16 protein-coding genes are annotated in these 17,502 nt (G+C 70.8%); all 16 read right to left on the bottom strand.

Annotated elements, in window-relative coordinates; translation table 11 throughout:
• Window positions 1-64: 64 nt before the first annotated feature.
• On the bottom strand, window positions 65-1,426 hold the full coding sequence (gene hisD / locus CGQ25_RS06620; RefSeq protein WP_208712360.1) for a histidinol dehydrogenase: 1,362 nt from the start codon (window positions 1,424-1,426) through the stop codon (window positions 65-67).
• Window positions 1,427-1,435: 9 nt separating this feature from the next.
• Window positions 1,436-2,014 (bottom strand): hypothetical protein, encoded by a 579-nt coding sequence (locus CGQ25_RS06615; RefSeq protein ID WP_208712359.1) that lies wholly within the window; start codon window positions 2,012-2,014, stop codon window positions 1,436-1,438.
• Window positions 2,007-5,558, bottom strand: a complete 3,552-nt coding sequence (gene dnaE / locus CGQ25_RS06610; RefSeq protein WP_255405623.1) for a DNA polymerase III subunit alpha — start codon at window positions 5,556-5,558, stop codon at window positions 2,007-2,009. Before dnaE ends, CGQ25_RS06615 begins: the two co-directional genes overlap by 8 nt.
• A 69-nt stretch (window positions 5,559-5,627) precedes the next feature.
• Window positions 5,628-6,212 (bottom strand): hypothetical protein, encoded by a 585-nt coding sequence (locus tag CGQ25_RS06605; RefSeq protein ID WP_208712358.1) that lies wholly within the window; start codon window positions 6,210-6,212, stop codon window positions 5,628-5,630.
• Between the two features lie 78 nt (window positions 6,213-6,290).
• Entirely contained in the window at window positions 6,291-7,217 is a 927-nt protein-coding gene (locus CGQ25_RS06600) for an RluA family pseudouridine synthase (RefSeq protein ID WP_208712357.1), read from the bottom strand.
• Entirely contained in the window at window positions 7,210-7,773 is a 564-nt protein-coding gene (lspA, locus tag CGQ25_RS06595) for a signal peptidase II (protein ID WP_208712356.1), read from the bottom strand. Before lspA ends, CGQ25_RS06600 begins: the two co-directional genes overlap by 8 nt.
• Window positions 7,774-7,844: 71 nt before the next feature.
• Window positions 7,845-8,489, bottom strand: a complete 645-nt coding sequence (locus tag CGQ25_RS06590; protein WP_208712355.1) for a DivIVA domain-containing protein — start codon at window positions 8,487-8,489, stop codon at window positions 7,845-7,847.
• A 138-nt stretch (window positions 8,490-8,627) separates the two neighbouring features.
• Window positions 8,628-8,915, bottom strand: a complete 288-nt coding sequence (locus CGQ25_RS06585; protein WP_208712354.1) for a YggT family protein — start codon at window positions 8,913-8,915, stop codon at window positions 8,628-8,630.
• 8 nt (window positions 8,916-8,923) lie between these two features.
• The gene (locus tag CGQ25_RS06580; protein ID WP_208712353.1) at window positions 8,924-9,439 is read right to left on the bottom strand and encodes a cell division protein SepF; all 516 of its coding nucleotides are present in this window, start codon (window positions 9,437-9,439) and stop codon (window positions 8,924-8,926) included.
• Window positions 9,440-9,519: 80 nt separating this feature from the next.
• Entirely contained in the window at window positions 9,520-10,242 is a 723-nt protein-coding gene (locus CGQ25_RS06575) for a YggS family pyridoxal phosphate-dependent enzyme (protein WP_208712352.1), read from the bottom strand.
• Window positions 10,235-10,960 (bottom strand): polyphenol oxidase family protein, encoded by a 726-nt coding sequence (locus CGQ25_RS06570; RefSeq protein WP_255405622.1) that lies wholly within the window; start codon window positions 10,958-10,960, stop codon window positions 10,235-10,237. The genes CGQ25_RS06575 and CGQ25_RS06570 overlap by 8 nt, the downstream gene beginning before the upstream one ends.
• Window positions 10,957-12,192 (bottom strand): cell division protein FtsZ, encoded by a 1,236-nt coding sequence (gene ftsZ, locus CGQ25_RS06565; RefSeq protein WP_208712351.1) that lies wholly within the window; start codon window positions 12,190-12,192, stop codon window positions 10,957-10,959. The genes CGQ25_RS06570 and ftsZ overlap by 4 nt, the downstream gene beginning before the upstream one ends.
• A gap of 183 nt (window positions 12,193-12,375) precedes the next feature.
• Complete coding sequence (locus tag CGQ25_RS06560) at window positions 12,376-13,503, bottom strand: cell division protein FtsQ/DivIB (protein ID WP_208712350.1); 1,128 nt, start codon at window positions 13,501-13,503, stop codon at window positions 12,376-12,378.
• Window positions 13,493-14,905, bottom strand: a complete 1,413-nt coding sequence (murC, locus tag CGQ25_RS06555) for a UDP-N-acetylmuramate--L-alanine ligase (protein ID WP_208712349.1) — start codon at window positions 14,903-14,905, stop codon at window positions 13,493-13,495. The genes CGQ25_RS06560 and murC overlap by 11 nt, the downstream gene beginning before the upstream one ends.
• Complete coding sequence (gene murG, locus CGQ25_RS06550; RefSeq protein ID WP_208712348.1) at window positions 14,902-16,005, bottom strand: undecaprenyldiphospho-muramoylpentapeptide beta-N-acetylglucosaminyltransferase; 1,104 nt, start codon at window positions 16,003-16,005, stop codon at window positions 14,902-14,904. The genes murC and murG overlap by 4 nt, the downstream gene beginning before the upstream one ends.
• 38 nt (window positions 16,006-16,043) lie before the next feature.
• A complete protein-coding gene (gene ftsW / locus CGQ25_RS06545; protein WP_208712347.1) occupies window positions 16,044-17,501 on the bottom strand; it encodes a putative lipid II flippase FtsW in 1,458 nt (485 codons plus the stop codon).
• Window position 17,502: the final 1 nt, after the last annotated feature.

The raw sequence follows: 17,502 nt of genomic DNA, 5'->3' as shown, positions 1-17,502 counted from the left end.
CTACATGTAGTAGTTGCTGACACTACTTGTAGTGCGCACTCGGTCCGTGCGCAGGTCCTCCTCCTCAGCGACCGGCGAAGCGGACGTCCACGGCGTCGCCGTGCGCAGGGAGGTCCTCAGCATCGGAGAGGCTCCGGATGTGCCCGGCGACTCCTCGGAGGGCGGCCTGGCTGTAATCGACGACCTGGATGGCGCGCAGGAACGTCGCGACGTTCAGGCCGGACGAGAAGGCCGCGGTCCCGCTGGTGGGGAGGACGTGGTTCGACCCGGCGCAGTAGTCGCCCAGGCTCACCGGACTGTAGTTGCCCACGAAGATCGCGCCCGCGTTGCGGATCCGGGCGGCGACTGCCGGGGCGTCCGCCGTCATGATCTCGAGGTGCTCAGCGGCGTAGGCGTCGCACACCGCGATGCCGGCGCCGAGGCTGTCGACCAGCACGGCCCCGGACTGCTCCCCGGCCAGCGCCGTGAGCACCCGGTCGCGGTGCTTGGTCCGGGAGGTCTGCGCGGCGAGCTCGCCGCGGACACGCTCCACGAGCTCGGCAGAGTCGGTCACCAGGACGGACCCAGCACGCGGGTCGTGCTCGGCCTGGCTGATGAGGTCGGCGGCGACGAGCGAGGGGTCCGCGGTCGCGTCGGCGAGGATCGCGATCTCGGTGGGCCCCGCCTCGGCGTCGATGCCGACAACGCCCTTCACGAGCCGTTTCGCCGTCGCGACAAAGATGTTGCCCGGACCGGTCACGACGTCGACCGGCTCGATCGGCGCCAGATCTCCCTGCTCGTCAGATCCGGCGGGGACACCGTAGGCGAAGGCGATGACGGTCTGGGCGCCGCCGATCGCATAGACCTCCTCGATGCCGAGCAGCGCGGCCGCGGCGAGGATCGTCGGATGCGGGAGGCCGCCGTTGTCCTTCTGGGGCGGCGACGCGAGCGCGATCGACGGAACCCCGGCTGCCTGGGCCGGGACGACGTTCATGACCACGCTCGACGGGTACACGGCGAGGCCGCCCGGCACGTAGAGGCCCACGCGGCCCACGGGGACCCACCGCTGCGTCACCGATGCGCCCTCAGCGGGCCGCACAGTCACATCCTGGGGGCGCTGCGCCTCCGCGAAGGCCCGGGCGCGGGCAATGGACTCCGTGAGCGCCTCGCGCACTCCGGCGTCGAGCCCCTCGAGGGCCGCCGTGAGCGCCTCCGCCGGTACCCGCGGGTGGCGCTGCTCGACGCCGTCGAATCGCTGGGCGAGCTCTCGGAGCGCGCCGAAGCCGCGGCCGCGGACGTCGGCGATGATGCCCCGCACCACGTCCTCGACTCCCGACCCGTCGCCGGCGGCGAGACGCGGCACGGCGGCGCGCAGCTCGGCGAGGCCGAGGCTGCGGCCGCGCAGGTCGATGGTGCGGAACGTCGGGGTCGGGGCGTCGGAAGTCACCCGTCCAGTCTACGCGGCGGCACCTTGGCCGCTCGCGCCGCTGCTCCCGTCGTCGTCCTCCGGGCTCTCTGCCGGATGGCTGCCGGGTCGGTGGGGTGGAACCCACCACAGGGTCGTGAGTGCGAGGACGCTCAGCGCCGCGATCGCGGGCCAGACGGCGATCGCACTGAGGGACTGCAGCCCGAAGGCCGACTCGGCCAGCCGGGGATCCACACCGCGCGCACCGCCGATCCGTCCCAGCAGGAGGCCTGTTCCCCACATGAGGGCGCTTCCAACGACGCTGCCGGCCAGTGCGGCGAGGCCCCGCGCCGGCAGGCCCGGACGCCGGCGGCTGAGCGAGAGGAGGACGGCGAGCACGACGCCGGCGAGGGCGCCGAGGGCGGCGAACACGAGGTCGCGCTCGTCCCAGGTGCGGTAGTTGCTCCCCTCTCCGTAGAGCCGCCCGCCGGGCGCGGCGAGCCACCACACGGTCCCGAGCACGGGCCCCGCCGCGGCGGGAAGGAGCGACCAGCGGGCGAGCGACGCCGTCGTCGGTTCACCCGCCCCGCCAGCAGCCGCGTCGTTCCCGGTCACCACGGCCTCAGGCATCGAGGCACGCGGGTCCGAGGAGAACCTTGAGGTCGCCGAACAGGGCGGGGTTGGGGTTGACCCGGAGATGGTGCGGGAGGCTCATGACGGCGACCTTGTCCCGTTCCCGGATGTGGAGCCGAACCTCGGAATTGCCGTGGTGCCCGCGCAGGATCTCGCCGAGCTGCCCGATCCGCTCCTCACTCGCGCGGTGCTCGAGGATCCGGATGTCGACCGGACCGCCCTCGGCGCTGGAGAGGTCCGGGATGCTCAGCTCCATGGCGCTGAGGGTCACCGTGCCGTCGTCCCGGCGCTGGAGACGACCCTTGATGACCACGATGAGGTCCTCGGCGAGGACCGCAGCAATCGGGCCGTAGACCTGGCCGAAGAACATGACCTCGATCGAGGCACCCAGGTCCTCGACCTCGGCCCGGGCGTAGGGGTTGCCGCTCGACTTGGAGATGCGGCGGCTCAGCGAGGTGATCATCCCGGCGATGGTGACGATGGTGCCGTCGGACGGGCCGTCGTCGGCGATGAGGGTCGAGATGTCCACCTCGGCGCTCGCGCCGAGCACGCCCTCGAGCCCTTGGAGCGGGTGGTCGGACACGTACAGGCCCAGCATCTCCCGTTCGAAGCCGAGCTTGTCCTTCTTCTCCCACTCGGGAAGGTCTGGCACCTCGACCGCCAGGCCGGCTTGGGGAGCGTCGTCCCCGAAGGCGCTGAAGAGGTCGAACTGGTTGTTCGCCTCGTTGCGCTTGAGGGTGATGACGGCGTCGATCGCCTCCTCGTGGACGAGGGCGAGCGCCCGCCGGGTGGCACCGAGGGAGTCGAAGGCGCCGGCCTTGACGAGCGATTCGATCGTGCGCTTGTTGCACACGACGGCGGGGACCTTCTGGAGGAAGTCCGCGAAGGAGGTGTAGGCGCCCTTCTCCTGACGCGTCTCGACCATCGCCTTGACCACGTTCGCCCCGACGTTGCGGATCGCACCCATGCCGAAGCGGATGTCGTCGCCTACCGGGGTGAAGGTCAGCTCGGACTCGTTCACGTCCGGCGGCAGGACGGTGATCCCCATGCGGCGGCATTCGTTGAGGTAGATCGCCGACTTGTCCTTGTCGTCGCCGACCGAGGTCAGCAGGGCGGCCATGTACTCGGCGGGGTAGTGCGCCTTGAGGTAGGCGGTCCAGTAGGACACGACTCCGTAGGCCGCGGAGTGGGCCTTGTTGAAGGCGTAGTCGGAGAAGGGCAGGAGGATGTCCCAGAGGGTCTTGACGGCCTCCATGGAATAGCCGTTGTCCTGCATGCCCTGGGAGAAGCCCGCGAACTGCTTGTCGAGCTCCTCCTTCTTCTTCTTGCCCATGGCGCGGCGGAGGATGTCCGCCTGTCCGAGCGAGTAGCCGGCGAGCTTCTGCGCGACCGCCATGACCTGCTCCTGGTACACGATCAGGCCGAACGTGCCGCCGAGGATGTCCTTGAGGGGCTCTTCGAGCTCGGGGTGGATCGGGATGACCTCCTGGATCCCGTTCTTGCGCAGCGCATAGTCGGTATGGGCGTTCGCACCCATGGGGCCGGGCCGGTAGAGCGCCAGGACGGCCGAGATGTCCTCGAAGTTGTCCGGCTTCATGAGCTTGAGCAGCGAGCGCATCGGGCCGCCGTCGAGCTGGAAGACCCCGAGCGTGTCGCCGCGCGCGAGGAGCTCGTACGAGGCCGCGTCGTCGAGCTCGAGCCGCTCGAGGTCGAGGTCGACGCCCCGGTTCCGCTTGATGTTCTCGATCGCGTCCGAGATGATCGTGAGGTTCCTCAGGCCGAGGAAGTCCATCTTGATCAGGCCGAGGCCCTCACAGGTCGGGTAGTCGAACTGCGTGATGACCTGGCCGTCCTGGATGCGGCGCATGATCGGGACGACGTCGATGATCGGCTCCGAGGACATGATCACCCCGGCCGCGTGCACGCCCCACTGGCGCTTCAGGCCCTCGAGCCCGATCGCGGTGTCGAAGACCTTGCGAGCCTCGGGGTCCGTCTCGAGCAGCTGCCGGAAGTCGCCGGCCTCCCCGTAGCGCTTTGCCTTGGTGTTGTAGATGTCCGCGAGCGGGATGTCCTTGGCCATGACGGCCGGCGGGAGGGCCTTGGTCAGGGTCTCGCCCATGGAGAACGGGTAGCCCAGCACGCGGGCGGAGTCCTTCAGCGCCTGCTTGGTCTTGATCGTGCCGTACGTGACGATCATCGACACGCGGTCGTCGCCGTACTTGCGCGTGACGTAGTCGATGACCTCCGAGCGGCGGCGGTCGTCGAAGTCGACGTCGAAGTCGGGCATGGACACGCGGTCCGGGTTGAGGAAGCGCTCGAAGATCAGGCCGTGGCGCAGGGGGTCGAGGTCGGTGATGCGCATTGCGTACGCGACCATCGAGCCTGCGCCGGAACCGCGGCCTGGCCCCACGCGGATGCCGTTGTCCTTGGCCCAGTTGATGAAGTCGGCAACCACGAGGAAGTAGCCGGAGAAGCCCATCGAGCTGATGATGCCGAGCTCGTAGTCAGCCTGCTTGCGCACGTCGTCGGGGACGCCGTTCGGGTAGCGGTAGCGGAGCCCGCCCTCGACCTCCTTGACCAGCCAGGAGTCCTCGTCCTCGCCCGGCGGGCAGGGGAAGCGGGGCATGAAGTTGTCCTTCGTGAAGGACACGTCGCAGCGTTCGGCGATCAGCAGGGTGTTGTCGCAGGCCTCCGGGACGTCGCGGAACAGCTCGCGCATCTCCTGGGGCGACTTCAGGTAGTAGCCGGTGCCCGAGAAGGCGAACCGCGAGCCGCCGTTGTCGTAGCTCGGCTCGAGCAGCGTGGAGCCGGACTGGATCGCGAGGAGGGCCTCGTGCGCCTTGGCATCGTGCTCGTGGGTGTAGTGGAGGTCGTTCGTGGCGACGAGCGGGAGGTTGAGCTGCTTGGCGAGGCGCAGGAGGTCCTCACGGATCCGCGTCTCGATGCTCAGGCCGTGGTCCATGAGCTCGCAGAAGTAGTTCTCCGCCCCGAAGATGTCGCGGAACTCCGCAGCGGCCTCAAGCGCCTCGCGGTACTGGCCGAGGCGCAGCCGGGTCTGGACCTCGCCGGAGGGGCAGCCCGTCGTCGCGATGAGGCCCTCGGAATACGTGCTCAGCAGTTCGCGGTCCAGCCGGGGCCACTTGCCGAACACCGAGTCGAGCGAGGCGAGGGAGGAGGCACGGAACAGGTTCCTCATGCCCGTGTTGTTGTAGCTCAGGAGCGTCATGTGGGTGTACGCGCCGCCGCCCGACACGTCGTCGGACCGCTGCGACTCGTCGCCCCAGCGCACGCGCCCCTTGTCGGTGCGGTGGGTCCCCGGGGCGACATACGCCTCGACGCCGATGATCGGCTTGACGCCGGCGTTGGTCGCCTTCTGCCAGAAGTCGTGGGCGCCGAACAGGTAGCCGTGGTCGGTGATCGCCAGGGCGGGCATCTCGAGCCGGTTCGTCTCCGCGAACAGCTCGCCGAGCTTCGCGGCGCCGTCGAGCATCGAGTACTCGGTATGGGTGTGGAGATGGACGAACGAACCGCTGGATGTCACCGAACCAGTGTAGGCGCCGCCCCGCCGGGGTTCGCTGAGGCACGACGGCGGGGACGCGCCGTCGTGCGCTCAGCGCACCGTGCGCCGGGCGAAGCTTGCCGCGGCGACCTGCTCCCCCAGGTAGAACACCGCGGGCACCATGTCCCCGGTCTTCACGAGCGCGCCGGCGCTCACGAGGCCGACCAGCCCGACGACGGCGGCCTCGGTCCCGTGGCCCGGCAGGGTGGCGAGGGCGCCGGCCAGAGAGGCCAATGCGGCCACATGGAGCCACGCGTACGTCGCGAACGGCCAGGCCGGCATGCGGCGGTAGGCGAATCGCTCGATGTCCGCGGTGCGCACAGCGAGCTCCCACACGAAGAACGGCGCTCCCGCCGTCAGCGCGCCCGCGGCGACTGCGGCCAGTGTCTTCGCGCGGCCCTGCGGCAGGGACTGCGCCAGACGCGCGAAGGCTGCGGGGACGGCCGCGGTACCCGCGGCAGCGAGGTGCTCCCCCACTGTCCAGGAGCGGCGGCCGGCGCTGAGGAGCGCGAGCCGCCGTTCCGCGTCCGGCTCGGTGTACACCCTGGGAACGGGACTGATGCCGATCCCCCACACCACGCCGCCGGCAATCGCCACGACCGCCGCCTTCCGACGGCTCTGCTCCCTCGCGTCCATGGCTCCTCCGCCCCGGAATGGCCGGTCCTGCCCAGAGAGTAGGGCGCGAGGTGGGCCGGGTCAACGGGCCGCGAAGCGCTAGACGCGGCCTCCGCGCAGCGTCTCGAGCGCGTACTGGAGGTCCACGGGATAGGGGCTCACTGCCTCGACGCGCTCGCCGGTGCGCGGGTGCGCGAACGCGAGCCGATACGCGTGCAGCCACTGGCGCGTGAGGCCCAGGTCGGCGGCGAGGCGCGGGTCCGCGCCGTACGTCAGGTCACCCGCGCATGGATGGTGCAGGGCGGCGAAGTGCACACGGATCTGGTGAGTCCGGCCTGTCTCGAGGTGGATCTCCACGAGGCTGGCCCGCCCGAACGCCTCGATGACCTCGTAGTGGGTGACAGACGGGCGCCCGTCCTCGACCACCGCGAAGCGCCAGTCGTAGCCCGGGTGCCGGCCGATGGGAGCATCGATGGTGCCCTCGAGCGGGTCAGGCATGCCCTGCACGACCGCGTGGTAGACCTTCTCGACGGTGCGGTCCTTGAATGCCTGCTTCAGCACGGTGTAGGCATGCTCGGTCTTGGCCACGACCATCGCGCCGGAGGTCCCGACGTCGAGCCGGTGGACGATCCCCGCGCGTTCGGGGGCCCCCGAGGTCGAGATGCGGAAGCCGGCACCGGCGAGGCCGCCGACGACGGTGGGGCCCACCCAGCCGGGTGAAGGGTGCGCGGCGACGCCCACGGGCTTGTCGACGACCACGAAGTCCTCGTCGTCGATGAGGATGTCGAGTCCGTCCACCTTCTCCACCACCACTTCCAGGGGATCACGTACCGCTGGCCGCTCGATCTCGAGCGCGTCGCCCGCGGCGAGCTTGGTCGACTTCGCGACCGCCTTGCCCCGCAGCGCCACATGGCCGCCCGCCAACAGGGCTGCCGCCGCGGAGCGCGAGAGCCCGAGCAGCTCTCCGAGCACGGCGTCGGCACGTGCACCGGACAGTCCCTCCGGGACGACGACGCGCTCAGGCACGCCCGTCACCCGGGGCCTCGTCCGTGACGGCCTTCTTGGCCGCACGCGTGCCGTCCGGGGAGATGCCCCGCAGCGTCAGGAGGCAGATGAGGGAGACCCCGACGACCACGGCGGAGTCCGCGAGGTTGAAGATCGCGAAGTTCGGCAGGGAGATGAAGTCCACCACGTGCCCCATGCCGAAGGACGGCTCACGGAAGAGCCGATCAGTGAGGTTGCCCAGAGCGCCGCCCAGCACGAGTCCGAGGCCCACCGCCCACCCGGCCGACCGGACCTTCCGCGAGTAGGCGACGATGGCCACAGACACCACGGTCATGATGATGGTGAACACCCACGTGACGCCCTCGCCGATGGAGAACGCCGCACCCGAATTGCGGATGTAGTACCACTGCAGCAGCGGCGGCAGCACCGGAATCCGCTCGCCCTCGACCATCGTGCCCGTCACCCACAGCTTCGTCAGCTGGTCGAGGACGTAGGCGGCCGCCGCGAGGAGGACGAGAAGCCCGATGCGACGGCGGGCCGGCGTGACCGGCCCGGGGGTGGGAGAGGTGGGTTCCATGCTTCTTTCCGGTGGCAGGACGACGCCGGCGGCTGCTCCAGGCAGCCACCGGCGTCGCGTGCTGAGGCGGCTCAGACCTCTGCGTTGTCGGTGATCTCCGAGGCGGCCACGGAACCGCGGGCCTCGAGGTCGCGGAGCTGGCCCTCGATGTAGGCCTTGAGGCGCGAGCGGTAGTCGCGCTCGAACCCGCGCAGCTGCTCGACCTTGCGCTCGAGCACAGAGCGCTGCTGCTCGAGGGCGCCAAGGGTCTTGCGGGACTTCTCCTGCGCGTCGTTGACGAGGCTGCTGGCCTCGATCTGCGCCTCGGCGATGATCTTGTCGCGCTGGTCGAGACCGTCCTGCACGTGCTTGTCGTGCATCTGCTGGGCCATGGCGAGCAGGCCTGCGGCGGACTCGGCCACCGACGAGCGGCCAGCACCGGACGGTGCAGCCGGAGCGGCGGGGCCAGGAGCGGGAGCGACCTCCTTGACCGGCTCGGGCTTGGCCTCCTCGCGGACCGGAGCGGCCTGGACCGGCTTCTCCGCGGCCTGCGGGCCTCCCTGCTTCCCCGTGAGCTCGGCGACCTTCTTGCGGAGCTCGTCGTTCTCCTGGTTCAGGCGGCGCAGCTCGATGACAATCTCGTCCAGGAAGTCGTCGACTTCATCCTGATCGTAGCCCTCGCGGAACTTGGTCGGCTGAAAGCGCTTGTTGACAACGTCTTCTGGCGTCAGAGCCATCTGCTCACCTCATTGGTCTAGTCAGTCAGGCAGCTACCGCCACCGTGTCTACCGTATCGAATTTGTTACCCGCCGCTCCACCTGACGCCCGTCTACGGGGTTGACAGCGTGGCCCGGCCGGTGCTGTTGGCCTCGAACCTACGCGAGATTCCTGACGATCGCCATAGCGATGACGACCGCGATCACGAGGATGATGAAGGCCAGGTCGAGGCTCATCGCACCCATGCGGAGCGGCTTGAACCAGCGGCGCGACAGCCTCATCGGCGGATCCGTCACCGAATAGACCGCGCTTGCCGCGACAAGCGACGCGCCGCGCGGCCTCCACGTGCGCGCGAAGGACTGCACCCAGTCGAACACGAGCCTGCTGACGAGTGCGATGAAGAACACCTCGAGGAGCAGGTACAGGAGTGCGAACAGGATGCCCATCGAGGCCCTCAGCTCTGGTTGAAGAAGGTGGTCTGGCCGTCGGCGACCTTCTTGTCCTCGCCCAGCACCTCGACGTTGGACGGCGACAGGAGGAACACCTTGTTGGTCACCCGCTCGATGCTTCCGTGGAGACCGAAGACGAGGCCTGCGGAGAAGTCGACGAGGCGCTTCGCGTCCGCCTCGCCCATGTCCGTGACGTTCATGATCACGGGGATACCCTCCCGGAAGCTCTCGCCGATGACCTTGGCATCATTGTACGAGCGCGGGTGGACCGTGGTGATCTGCCGCAGGGCGCCGTCCTCGCGCACCGACGCTGCCCGCTTGATGGGAGTCACGGGCGCCCGGTACTCCTCGACCTCGGCCGGGGACGGCTCGCGGGTGGCCAGGGCCTGACGGCGTTCTTCGCGCTCGGTGTGCACAGGCTGTTCCTCTTCCGTCCGTGCGTGGGTGGCCTCGGTCTCGAACTGCTCCTCGCCGTCCGCCAGACCGAGGTAGATCATCGTCTTGCGCAGAGCGCCAGCCATCTCGACTCCTGTCCTCGGGCCGGGCTGGGTGCACCGCAGCGCCGGGTCGCTCGGCCCAGAAGGTCCCGGCGCTACTGAAGCTATCGCACGCGCGGTCGCGTGCCGAGGACATCGGTGCCAATCCGCAGGTGTGTCGCACCCGCGGCCACAGCCTGCTCGAGGTCCTGGGTCATGCCCGCAGAGACCATGTCCGCGCCGGGATGGCGCCGCTGCATCTGCTCCGCGATCGACGCCAGCCTGGCGAACGCCTCAGCTGGGTCCTCCCCGAGCGGCGCGACCGCCATGACTCCCGCCAGACGAAGCCCCTCGGTCCCCGCCAGAAGGTCGGAGAGCCCGGAGACTTCCCCAGGAAGGGCGCCGCCGCGTCCCGGCGCAGCCTGGGGGTCGAGGTTGACCTGGACGAGGCAGTCGAGCACGCGGCTCCGGCCAGAGGCGGCCACGGCCTTCCCGAGGGCTGACACCAGCGATGCCCGATCCACAGAGTGCACCGCATCCGCGTAGCGGACCACGCTCTTGGCCTTGTTCGTCTGCAGCTGGCCGATGAAGTGCCAGGCGAGCGGCAGTTCCTTGAGCTCGGCAGCCTTCGCAGCGGCTTCCTGGTCCCGGTTCTCGCCGACGTCACGGACCCCGAGCTCGGCAAGCAGGCGGACGTCGGATGCGGGATGGAACTTCGTCACGACGATGAGCGCCGGCTCGGAGTCTCTTCCCGCGGCCTCGGTCGCACGGCGGATGCGTTCGCGGACGCGCTCCAGACTGCCCGCAAGCTGACGGCGCCTCGCCTCGGTCCCGGGCTCCTCAGTCATGGGTCCACACGAGGCCAGCAAAACGACCCACGCCTGGAGCCCGGCGGTGGGAGAACAGCTCGTCGTGCTCGTAGGTGCAGGCCCACGCCTCGGTGTGCACCGGCACCTCGGCCGCACGGAGCTGGCGCACGACGCCGGTGGGCAGGTCGAGCGCCGCGGTCCCCCAGCGCGTCTCCGCCGCGGTCCCGGGCACCACGGCGTCCACGTCGGAGCGCATCGCCTCGGGCACTTCGTAGCATGCGCCGCAGATGCTCGGGCCGATCCAGGCCTCGAGGTCCCGTGCGCCAGCGTCCCTCAGGCGGCTGACAGCGGAAGGGACCACGCCGGCGACAAGGCCGGGGCGCCCTGCGTGCACGGCGGCCAGCGCCGGGGTCCCGTCGTCGAACGACCCGGCGACCACGATCGGGACGCAGTCCGCCACCATCACCGCCAGCGGCTCGCCGCGCGACAGGAGCGCGTCCGCCGTGGGGGCGGGCTCTTCCCCGGCCCACACGGCTTCGGCCCCGTGCACCTGGCTCATGTACTGGAAGGACCCGACCCCGGCCTCCTGCGCGAGCGCCGCCCGGTGGCGGGCCACGGCGCCGTCGTCCGAGCCCACATGGAAGGCGAGGTTCCCCGCCTCCACGCGGGTGAACGCGGCGGTGACGCCGGGACGGATGTCCCGGCGCCACCAGAAGAGCCCCAGTGCAGACGGAGACTCGGCCGTGCTGCTGTTCACTTGAGGAAGTCGGGCACGTCGAGGTCGTCGTTCCGTGCCCCGGACAGGTCCGGCTCAACCACGGCGGGGAGCTCGACGTCGAAGCCCGTGTCGGCGGGGATGCCGGTGCGGCCCTGGCTCCACTGGCTCAGGCCGGCATGCGCGGGGGCAGGCTGGGACGAGCGCGGGGCAGACACGGGGGCGGCAGGCACGGCCGACGGGCCAGCCGGCTGCTGGGGCGCTGCGGCGGGCTGGGACGCCTGCGCCTGCGCTGACTTGACGTCCTCGAGCGACGGCGAGGTCGCCCTGACATCGTCGAAGCCCGCCGCGATCACCGTGACGCGGGCCTCGTCTCCGAGCGCGTCGTCGATCACCGCACCGAAGATGATGTTGGCCTCGGGGTGGGCGACCTCCTGGACGAGGCGCGCGGCCTCGTTGATCTCGAAGAGGCCGAGGTCGCTGCCGCCCTGGATGGACAGCAGGACGCCGTGGGCGCCGTCGATCGAGGCCTCGAGGAGCGGGGAGGCGATGGCGAGCTCGGCGGCCTTGACGGCGCGGTCCTCTCCGCGCGCCGAGCCGATGCCCATGAGCGCGGAGCCCGCGCCCTGCATGACGGACTTGACGTCCGCGAAGTCGAGGTTGATGAGGCCGGGGGTCGTGATGAGGTCCGTAATGCCCTGGACACCGGAGAGCAGGACCTGGTCCGCGGAGCGGAAGGCGTCGAGCACGGAGACGTTGCGGTCGCTGATCGAGAGCAGCCTGTCGTTCGGGATGACGATGAGGGTGTCGACCTCGTCGCGCAGCGCCTCGATGCCGTTCTCCGCCGAGGTCGCGCGGCGGCGGCCCTCGAACGTGAACGGGCGGGTCACGACGCCGATGGTGAGCGCGCCGAGCGAACGGGCGATCCGGGCGACGACGGGCGCACCGCCGGTGCCGGTGCCGCCGCCCTCGCCAGCGGTGACGAAGACCATGTCGGCCCCGCGCAGGACCTCTTCGATCTCGTCCGCGTGGTCCTCTGCCGCCTGGCGCCCGACCTCGGGGTTTGCACCCGCGCCGAGGCCACGCGTGAGCTCACGCCCGACGTCGAGCTTGACGTCCGCGTCGCTCATGAGCAGCGCCTGGGCGTCCGTGTTGATGGCGATGAATTCGACCCCTCGCAGACCGACTTCGATCATGCGGTTGACTGCGTTCACGCCACCGCCGCCGATGCCGACGACCTTGATGACGGCCAAGTAGTTCTGCGGTGCTGCCACGTTGAGTGTCCCTTGTTCGAAGCCTGCTGTATGCGAGAAGCCGGGAGCCTAACCTTAACCCTCCACTTGAAGGTTAATGTTATGTCAAGTAGCTTCTGCCCTCGACGGTATGGGTCGCGTTCAGACCGCGCAACGACCGTGATGGTGTGTCGCGGCAATCCGCCGGTCTGTGAGGCCCGCGCGTCAACGCGTCACCGGGTGGCGGGGCGCGCTCACATCGAAGACCCGAGCAGGGGCCTGGCCCTTCTGCGGGTTCTCGGCGGCCTTCATGAGGGCCGCGAGGACCCTCGCCTTGAGCTCCCGCTCCTGGGCATTCCCCCACACGACGCTGCGGCCGTCCGTGAGCCGCAGCTCGACCGAGTCTACCGACTGCGCGGTCGCGGTCGCCAACTGGCCGAGGACGTCCGCGGGCAGTGCGGCCAGGACGGCGGTGACGGCCTTGAACACCTCCTGGCCGAGAGGCATCGCAGCGCCGTCGATCACGGGCACGGGATACTGGGCAGTCTCCGATGCCTCCCCCAGGACCACGCCGTCGCCGTCGACGACGAGCAGCTTGCCCTCGCTCTTCACCAGCGCCACCGGCACGCGCTCGGTGACCGTGACGACGAGCGTGTCCGGCGGCACGGCCCGCGCCGAGACGGCCTTGACCTGCACGAGCGGGGAGACGAGCGAGCGCACCTGGTCGTCGCCGACCTGCGCCAGCGGCCGCCCCATGACCGGCGCCAGGGCCGCTTCCACCTGCTGGACCGAGAGCAGATGCGTGCCCTGGACGACCACCGAACGCACCGCGATGAGCGGCGTGAACAGCACGAGCGCCATGAGACCGGCCACGAGCACCACCGCGACGGCCGCCGCGATCAGCGCCCGCCGCCGTCGGCGCCGGCGCGGCGGCTCCGGGAACGCGAGGACGTCCGCAGTGGATCCCGCCACTCCCGGCGCATCGTCGCGTGCTGGCTCGCGCGGTGCGACCCGAGACGGAGACGCGCCGGTTGGCTTCCGGGCAGGCGTGCCACTCCCCCGCCCGGGGAACCGCGGGCGTCCGCGCGACGGCGGCGTCTCCCGGTCCTTCCGCACGCTCGGGGAATCCGCTCCCGCGGACGGCGCCTGAGGGCCCTGCGGCGTCCCGGGCGCATCGGCGCCTGTCTGCGGCTGGGAGTTGTCGCTCCCCCGCGCCGCCGCACCGAGGACGGTCACCTTGGCGCCGCGGCCCAGCCGCACACGGGCCTCCTCGGCGTCGCCCTGCTGCCCCTCGGCCGGAGCCGAGGGGCGCGCGACCCGCGGAACGCGCGGGATCCGGCCGCTACCGGGCACGGCTGTCCTTCTCCCGCAGCGCCGCGAGCAGGACCTCGCCCTGGGCCGTCACGTCGCCGGCGCCGACGGTGAGGATGATGTCCCCTGCCGCGGCCAGGCCCGCGAGCTCCGCGGCGGCCCGGCCGGCATCGGACGCGTACGAGCCCTCGGGAAGCTTCGAGGTCACGAGCTCGCTCGTGACCCCCGGGATGGGGTCCTCGCGCGCCGGGTAGATGTCGAGCACGCGCACGGTGTCCGCGGCCGAGAGCGCCTCGGCGAACTGTGCCGCGAACTCTCGGGTCCGGGAGAACAGGTGGGGCTGGAAGAGGACGTGCACCCCGTGTCCTCCGGCGACGGCGCGGGCTGCCGCGAGCGCGGCGCGCACCTCTGTGGGGTGGTGGGCGTAGTCGTCGAAGACGCGCACCCCGCCCTCCTCGCCCTTGAACTCGAAGCGCCGCGCTGCTCCGCTGAAGCCGGCCAGGGAGTCGGCGGCCTTTCCGGCATCCGCGCCCAGGATCACCGCCGCCGCGAAGGCACCGGCCGCGTTCAGGGCGTTGTGGAGTCCCGGGACGGTCAGGGGAAGCGCATGGGTGGCTCCGGCGAAGTCGACCACGGAGCCGGCCGGGTCGAAGCGGACCCGGACATCGGAGTCGGGTGCCGTACCGTACAGCAGGACCCGCGGGGCGTCCGGGGCAGACCGGAGACGCTCGGCGAGGGCGCGGGCGCCGGCGTCGTCCGCGCACGCCAGGAGCGCACCGTCCGCGGGCAGGAGCGCCGCGAAGGCATCGAAGGCCCCGTGGACGGCCTCGGCCGTCCCGTAGTGGTCGAGGTGGTCGGCCTCTACGTTGGTCACGATCTCGATCAGCGGCCGGTAGTTCAGGAAGGACTCGTCCGACTCGTCGGCCTCGGCGACGAAGATGTCCGTCTCCCCGGACGCGGCGTTCACGCCGAGCGCGGGGATGTTGGCCCCGATCGCGAAGCTCGGGTCGAGGCCCGCCCCACGGAGCATCCAGGTGGTCATGGAAGTCGTCGTCGTCTTCCCGTGCGTGCCCGCGACGGCGACGACACGGCTGCCCTCCATCGCGGCGGCGAGCGCCTCGGAGCGGTGCAGGATCCGAAGGCCGCGGGCCCGGGCTGCGAGGAGTTCGGGGTTGTCCGGACGGATCGCCGAGCCGGCGACGACCGTCTCGGCGTCGCCCACGTTCTCGGCGCCGTACCCCACGGCCACCCGTGCGCCGAGGCCGGCAAGGTCCGCCATGACCGGCAGGTCCTTCGCGTCCGACCCGCTCACCGCAACGCCCCGGGCGATCATGACACGGGCGACGGCCGACATCCCGACACCGCCGATGCCGACGAAGTGGACCCTGCCCAGCGCGTCGAGGCCGGTGGCCCCCGCGCCCTGTTCCGTGTTCGTGCCGCTCATCCGCGCGCCGCCTCCATCACCATCTGTGCCATCGTCCTGTCAGCGTCCCTTACCCCGAGCGCCTGGGCCCGCCGGGCCATCTCGTCGAGCCTGCCCGGGTCGCCCAGGAGCGGCAGGACCTCACGGGCGAGCCACTCCGGCGTCAGCTCCGCGTCGCGGACCAGGAGCGCGGCTCCTGCCTCGACCAGGCCTCGGGCGTTGAGCGCCTGCTCGCCGTTGCCGATCGGCAGCGGGACGAAGACCGCCGGCAGGCCGACCGCCGCGACCTCGCACACGGTTCCCGCTCCCGAACGGCACAGGATCAGGTCGGCGGCGGCGTACGCGCTCTCCATGCCGTCGACGTACTCGACCTGGTGGTAGCCGGGTGCCTCCAGAAGCTTGCCGTCGCCGCCGGTGACGGCCTTTCCGCGCCCGGTGATGTGCAGGGTCTGGACTCCGGCAGCGGCGAGCGCCCCAAGCGAGGCCCCGAGGGTCGCGTTGATGCTCGCCGCGCCCGAGGACCCGCCTGTCACGACGAGGGTGGGCCTGTCCGGGTCGAGGCCGAGGGCCTTCCGAGCGGCCGGGCGCGCAGCCGCGCGGTCGAGCGCGGAGACCTCGCGGCGCATCGGCATCCCGACGAGCCGCGCGTGGCGCAGCTTCGTTGCCTCGAACGCCTTGCCGACCCACCGGGTGAAGAGGGCACCGACGCGGTTCGCGAGGCCCGGGCGCGTGTTCGCCTCGTGGATGACGATGGGCACGCGCCTGCGCCGCGCAGCGAGGTACATCGGCGTGCAGACGTACCCGCCGACGCCGACGAGGACATCCGCCTGCGCGCGCTCGAGGACAGACTCGGCCTGGCGCACGGCACGGGCGAGGCGCCCAGGGAGCCGGACGAGGTCGAGCGTGGGCCTGCGGGGCAGGGGCACGCGGTCGATCGTCGCGAGTTCGAGCCCGGCGGCCGGCACGAGCCGGGTCTCCATGCCCGTCGCCGTGCCGACGGCGAGGAGCCTCGCGTCGGGAGCGGCTTCCGCCACTGCGCGCGCGATCGCGAGGAGGGGACTGATGTGCCCGGCGGTCCCGCCGCCGGCGAGCACCACGGACAGACCAGTGCGTGCGGACATCTGGGCGGGGGTCCCTGACGGATCCTCGGGGGGCATGACTACCTGGTGGCCTTCCGCTTCTCGTACTGCGCTGGCTTCTTGTCTTGCCCTGGCTTCTTGTCTTGCCCTGGCTTCTCGTACTGCGCCGGCTTCTCCTGCTGCCGGAGCCTGCCGGGAGAGCCTGCGGACGCCCGTCCCCGTGCGCCCGTGGCGACCGGAGCGGACCGGGCCGAGGACGCCCTCGGAGCGTCTGCGCGGTGGTCACGGGCCAGGGCGCCCTTCGCCTTGGACCTCGTCCGGCTGTGGGTCCGAGCGGCCTTCGCAAGACGCATGTCCTCGCGGGCCAGGGACAACACTACGCCGATCGCACACAGGCAGCTGACGAGCGCCGAGCCGCCGGAGGAGATGAACGGCAGGGGCACGCCGATCACGGGCGCGATGCCGGTCACCATCGCCATGTTGATCGCCGCCTGGCCGAGGATCCAAGCCATGATCGTGCCGCCGAGCACCCGTGGGAACAGCTCCTCCTGCCGCGAGACCACGCGGAACACCGACACCGCCAGGACTGCGAAGAGGGCGAGGACGAGGATGGTGCCGACCAGTCCCAGCTCCTCGCCCAGCACGGCGAAGATGAAGTCGTTGTGGGCCTCTGGGATCCAGCTGTACTTCTGCCTGCTCTGGCCGAGCCCGACTCCGAACCATCCGCCCGAGGCAAGGCCCTGGAGGCCGTTCTGCACCTGGTAGCCGAAGTCCCCGCCGTCGGCCGTGCAGAAGTCAGGGTTCTGCCCGACCCAGTTGTAGATACGGCACATGCGGTTGGGACTGGTGATCGCGAAGCCTGCAGCCCCGACAGCGAGGAGCAGCCCGGAGGCCGCGAAGAGCTTGGTCGGCACCCCGGCGTAGAACAGCGCAGCCATCACGACGAACAGGATGACGAGGGTCGTGCCGAGGTCATGGCCCCAGATGACGAGCAGCGCCACCGCCAGTCCCACGGGCACCACCGGGACGAGCGCGTGGACCCAGTTGTCCAGGAGCGCGGCCTTCTTGTTCAGGATGGTGGCCATCCAGAGCGCGAGCAGGAGCTTCGCGAACTCGGAGGGCTGAAGGCTGAACCCGGCGATGTCTATCCAGTTCCGGTTTCCGAGCACACGGCGTCCGATGACCTGGACGAGGACCAGGAGCACGACGGTGGCGCCGATGCCGGGCCACGCCAGCCGCTTGAGCCAGCGGACGTTGATCCGGGAGAGCACCATCATCCCCGCAAGGCCAGCGAGGCCGAAGAGGCTCTGCTTGAGGGCCGCGGTGTAGGGGCTCTCCCCCGCGGCGATGCTCTCCACGCTCGAGGCGGAGAGCACCATCATGACGCCTATCGCGGTGAGCGCGAGCGTGGCCGCGAGGATGAGGTAGTAGCTCGCGCCGGAGCTGGATCCCGTAGGTTTGACCAGGCGGAGCCATAGCCGCGCTGCGCCCTGCAGCGGGGCGGGTGCGCCCCGGTCCCGCTGCGCTGTGCCCGCCATG

The sequence above is a fragment of the Sinomonas sp. R1AF57 genome (assembly GCF_002224485.1).
GTDB classification, from domain to species: domain Bacteria; phylum Actinomycetota; class Actinomycetes; order Actinomycetales; family Micrococcaceae; genus Sinomonas; species Sinomonas flava.
Note: the sequence above shows the minus strand (reverse complement) of the source record. Positions and strands in the feature narration are given on the sequence as shown.

Excerpts from the sequence above, each read along its gene's own strand:
- CGQ25_RS06605 (WP_208712358.1), bottom strand. The coding sequence starts at position 6,212 with ATGGACGCGAGGGAGCAGAGCCGTCGGAAGGCGGCGGTCGTGGCGATT.
- CGQ25_RS06575 (WP_208712352.1), bottom strand. The coding sequence starts at position 10,242 with ATGACTGAGGAGCCCGGGACCGAGGCGAGGCGCCGTCAGCTTGCGGGC.
- murC (WP_208712349.1), bottom strand. The coding sequence starts at position 14,905 with ATGAGCGGCACGAACACGGAACAGGGCGCGGGGGCCACCGGCCTCGAC.
- CGQ25_RS06590 (WP_208712355.1), bottom strand. The coding sequence starts at position 8,489 with ATGGCTCTGACGCCAGAAGACGTTGTCAACAAGCGCTTTCAGCCGACC.
- ftsW (WP_208712347.1), bottom strand. The coding sequence starts at position 17,501 with ATGGCGGGCACAGCGCAGCGGGACCGGGGCGCACCCGCCCCGCTGCAG.
- lspA (WP_208712356.1), bottom strand. The coding sequence starts at position 7,773 with ATGGAACCCACCTCTCCCACCCCCGGGCCGGTCACGCCGGCCCGCCGT.
- murG (WP_208712348.1), bottom strand. The coding sequence starts at position 16,005 with ATGTCCGCACGCACTGGTCTGTCCGTGGTGCTCGCCGGCGGCGGGACC.
- CGQ25_RS06585 (WP_208712354.1), bottom strand. The coding sequence starts at position 8,915 with ATGGGCATCCTGTTCGCACTCCTGTACCTGCTCCTCGAGGTGTTCTTC.
- CGQ25_RS06615 (WP_208712359.1), bottom strand. The coding sequence starts at position 2,014 with ATGCCTGAGGCCGTGGTGACCGGGAACGACGCGGCTGCTGGCGGGGCG.
- CGQ25_RS06580 (WP_208712353.1), bottom strand. The coding sequence starts at position 9,439 with ATGGCTGGCGCTCTGCGCAAGACGATGATCTACCTCGGTCTGGCGGAC.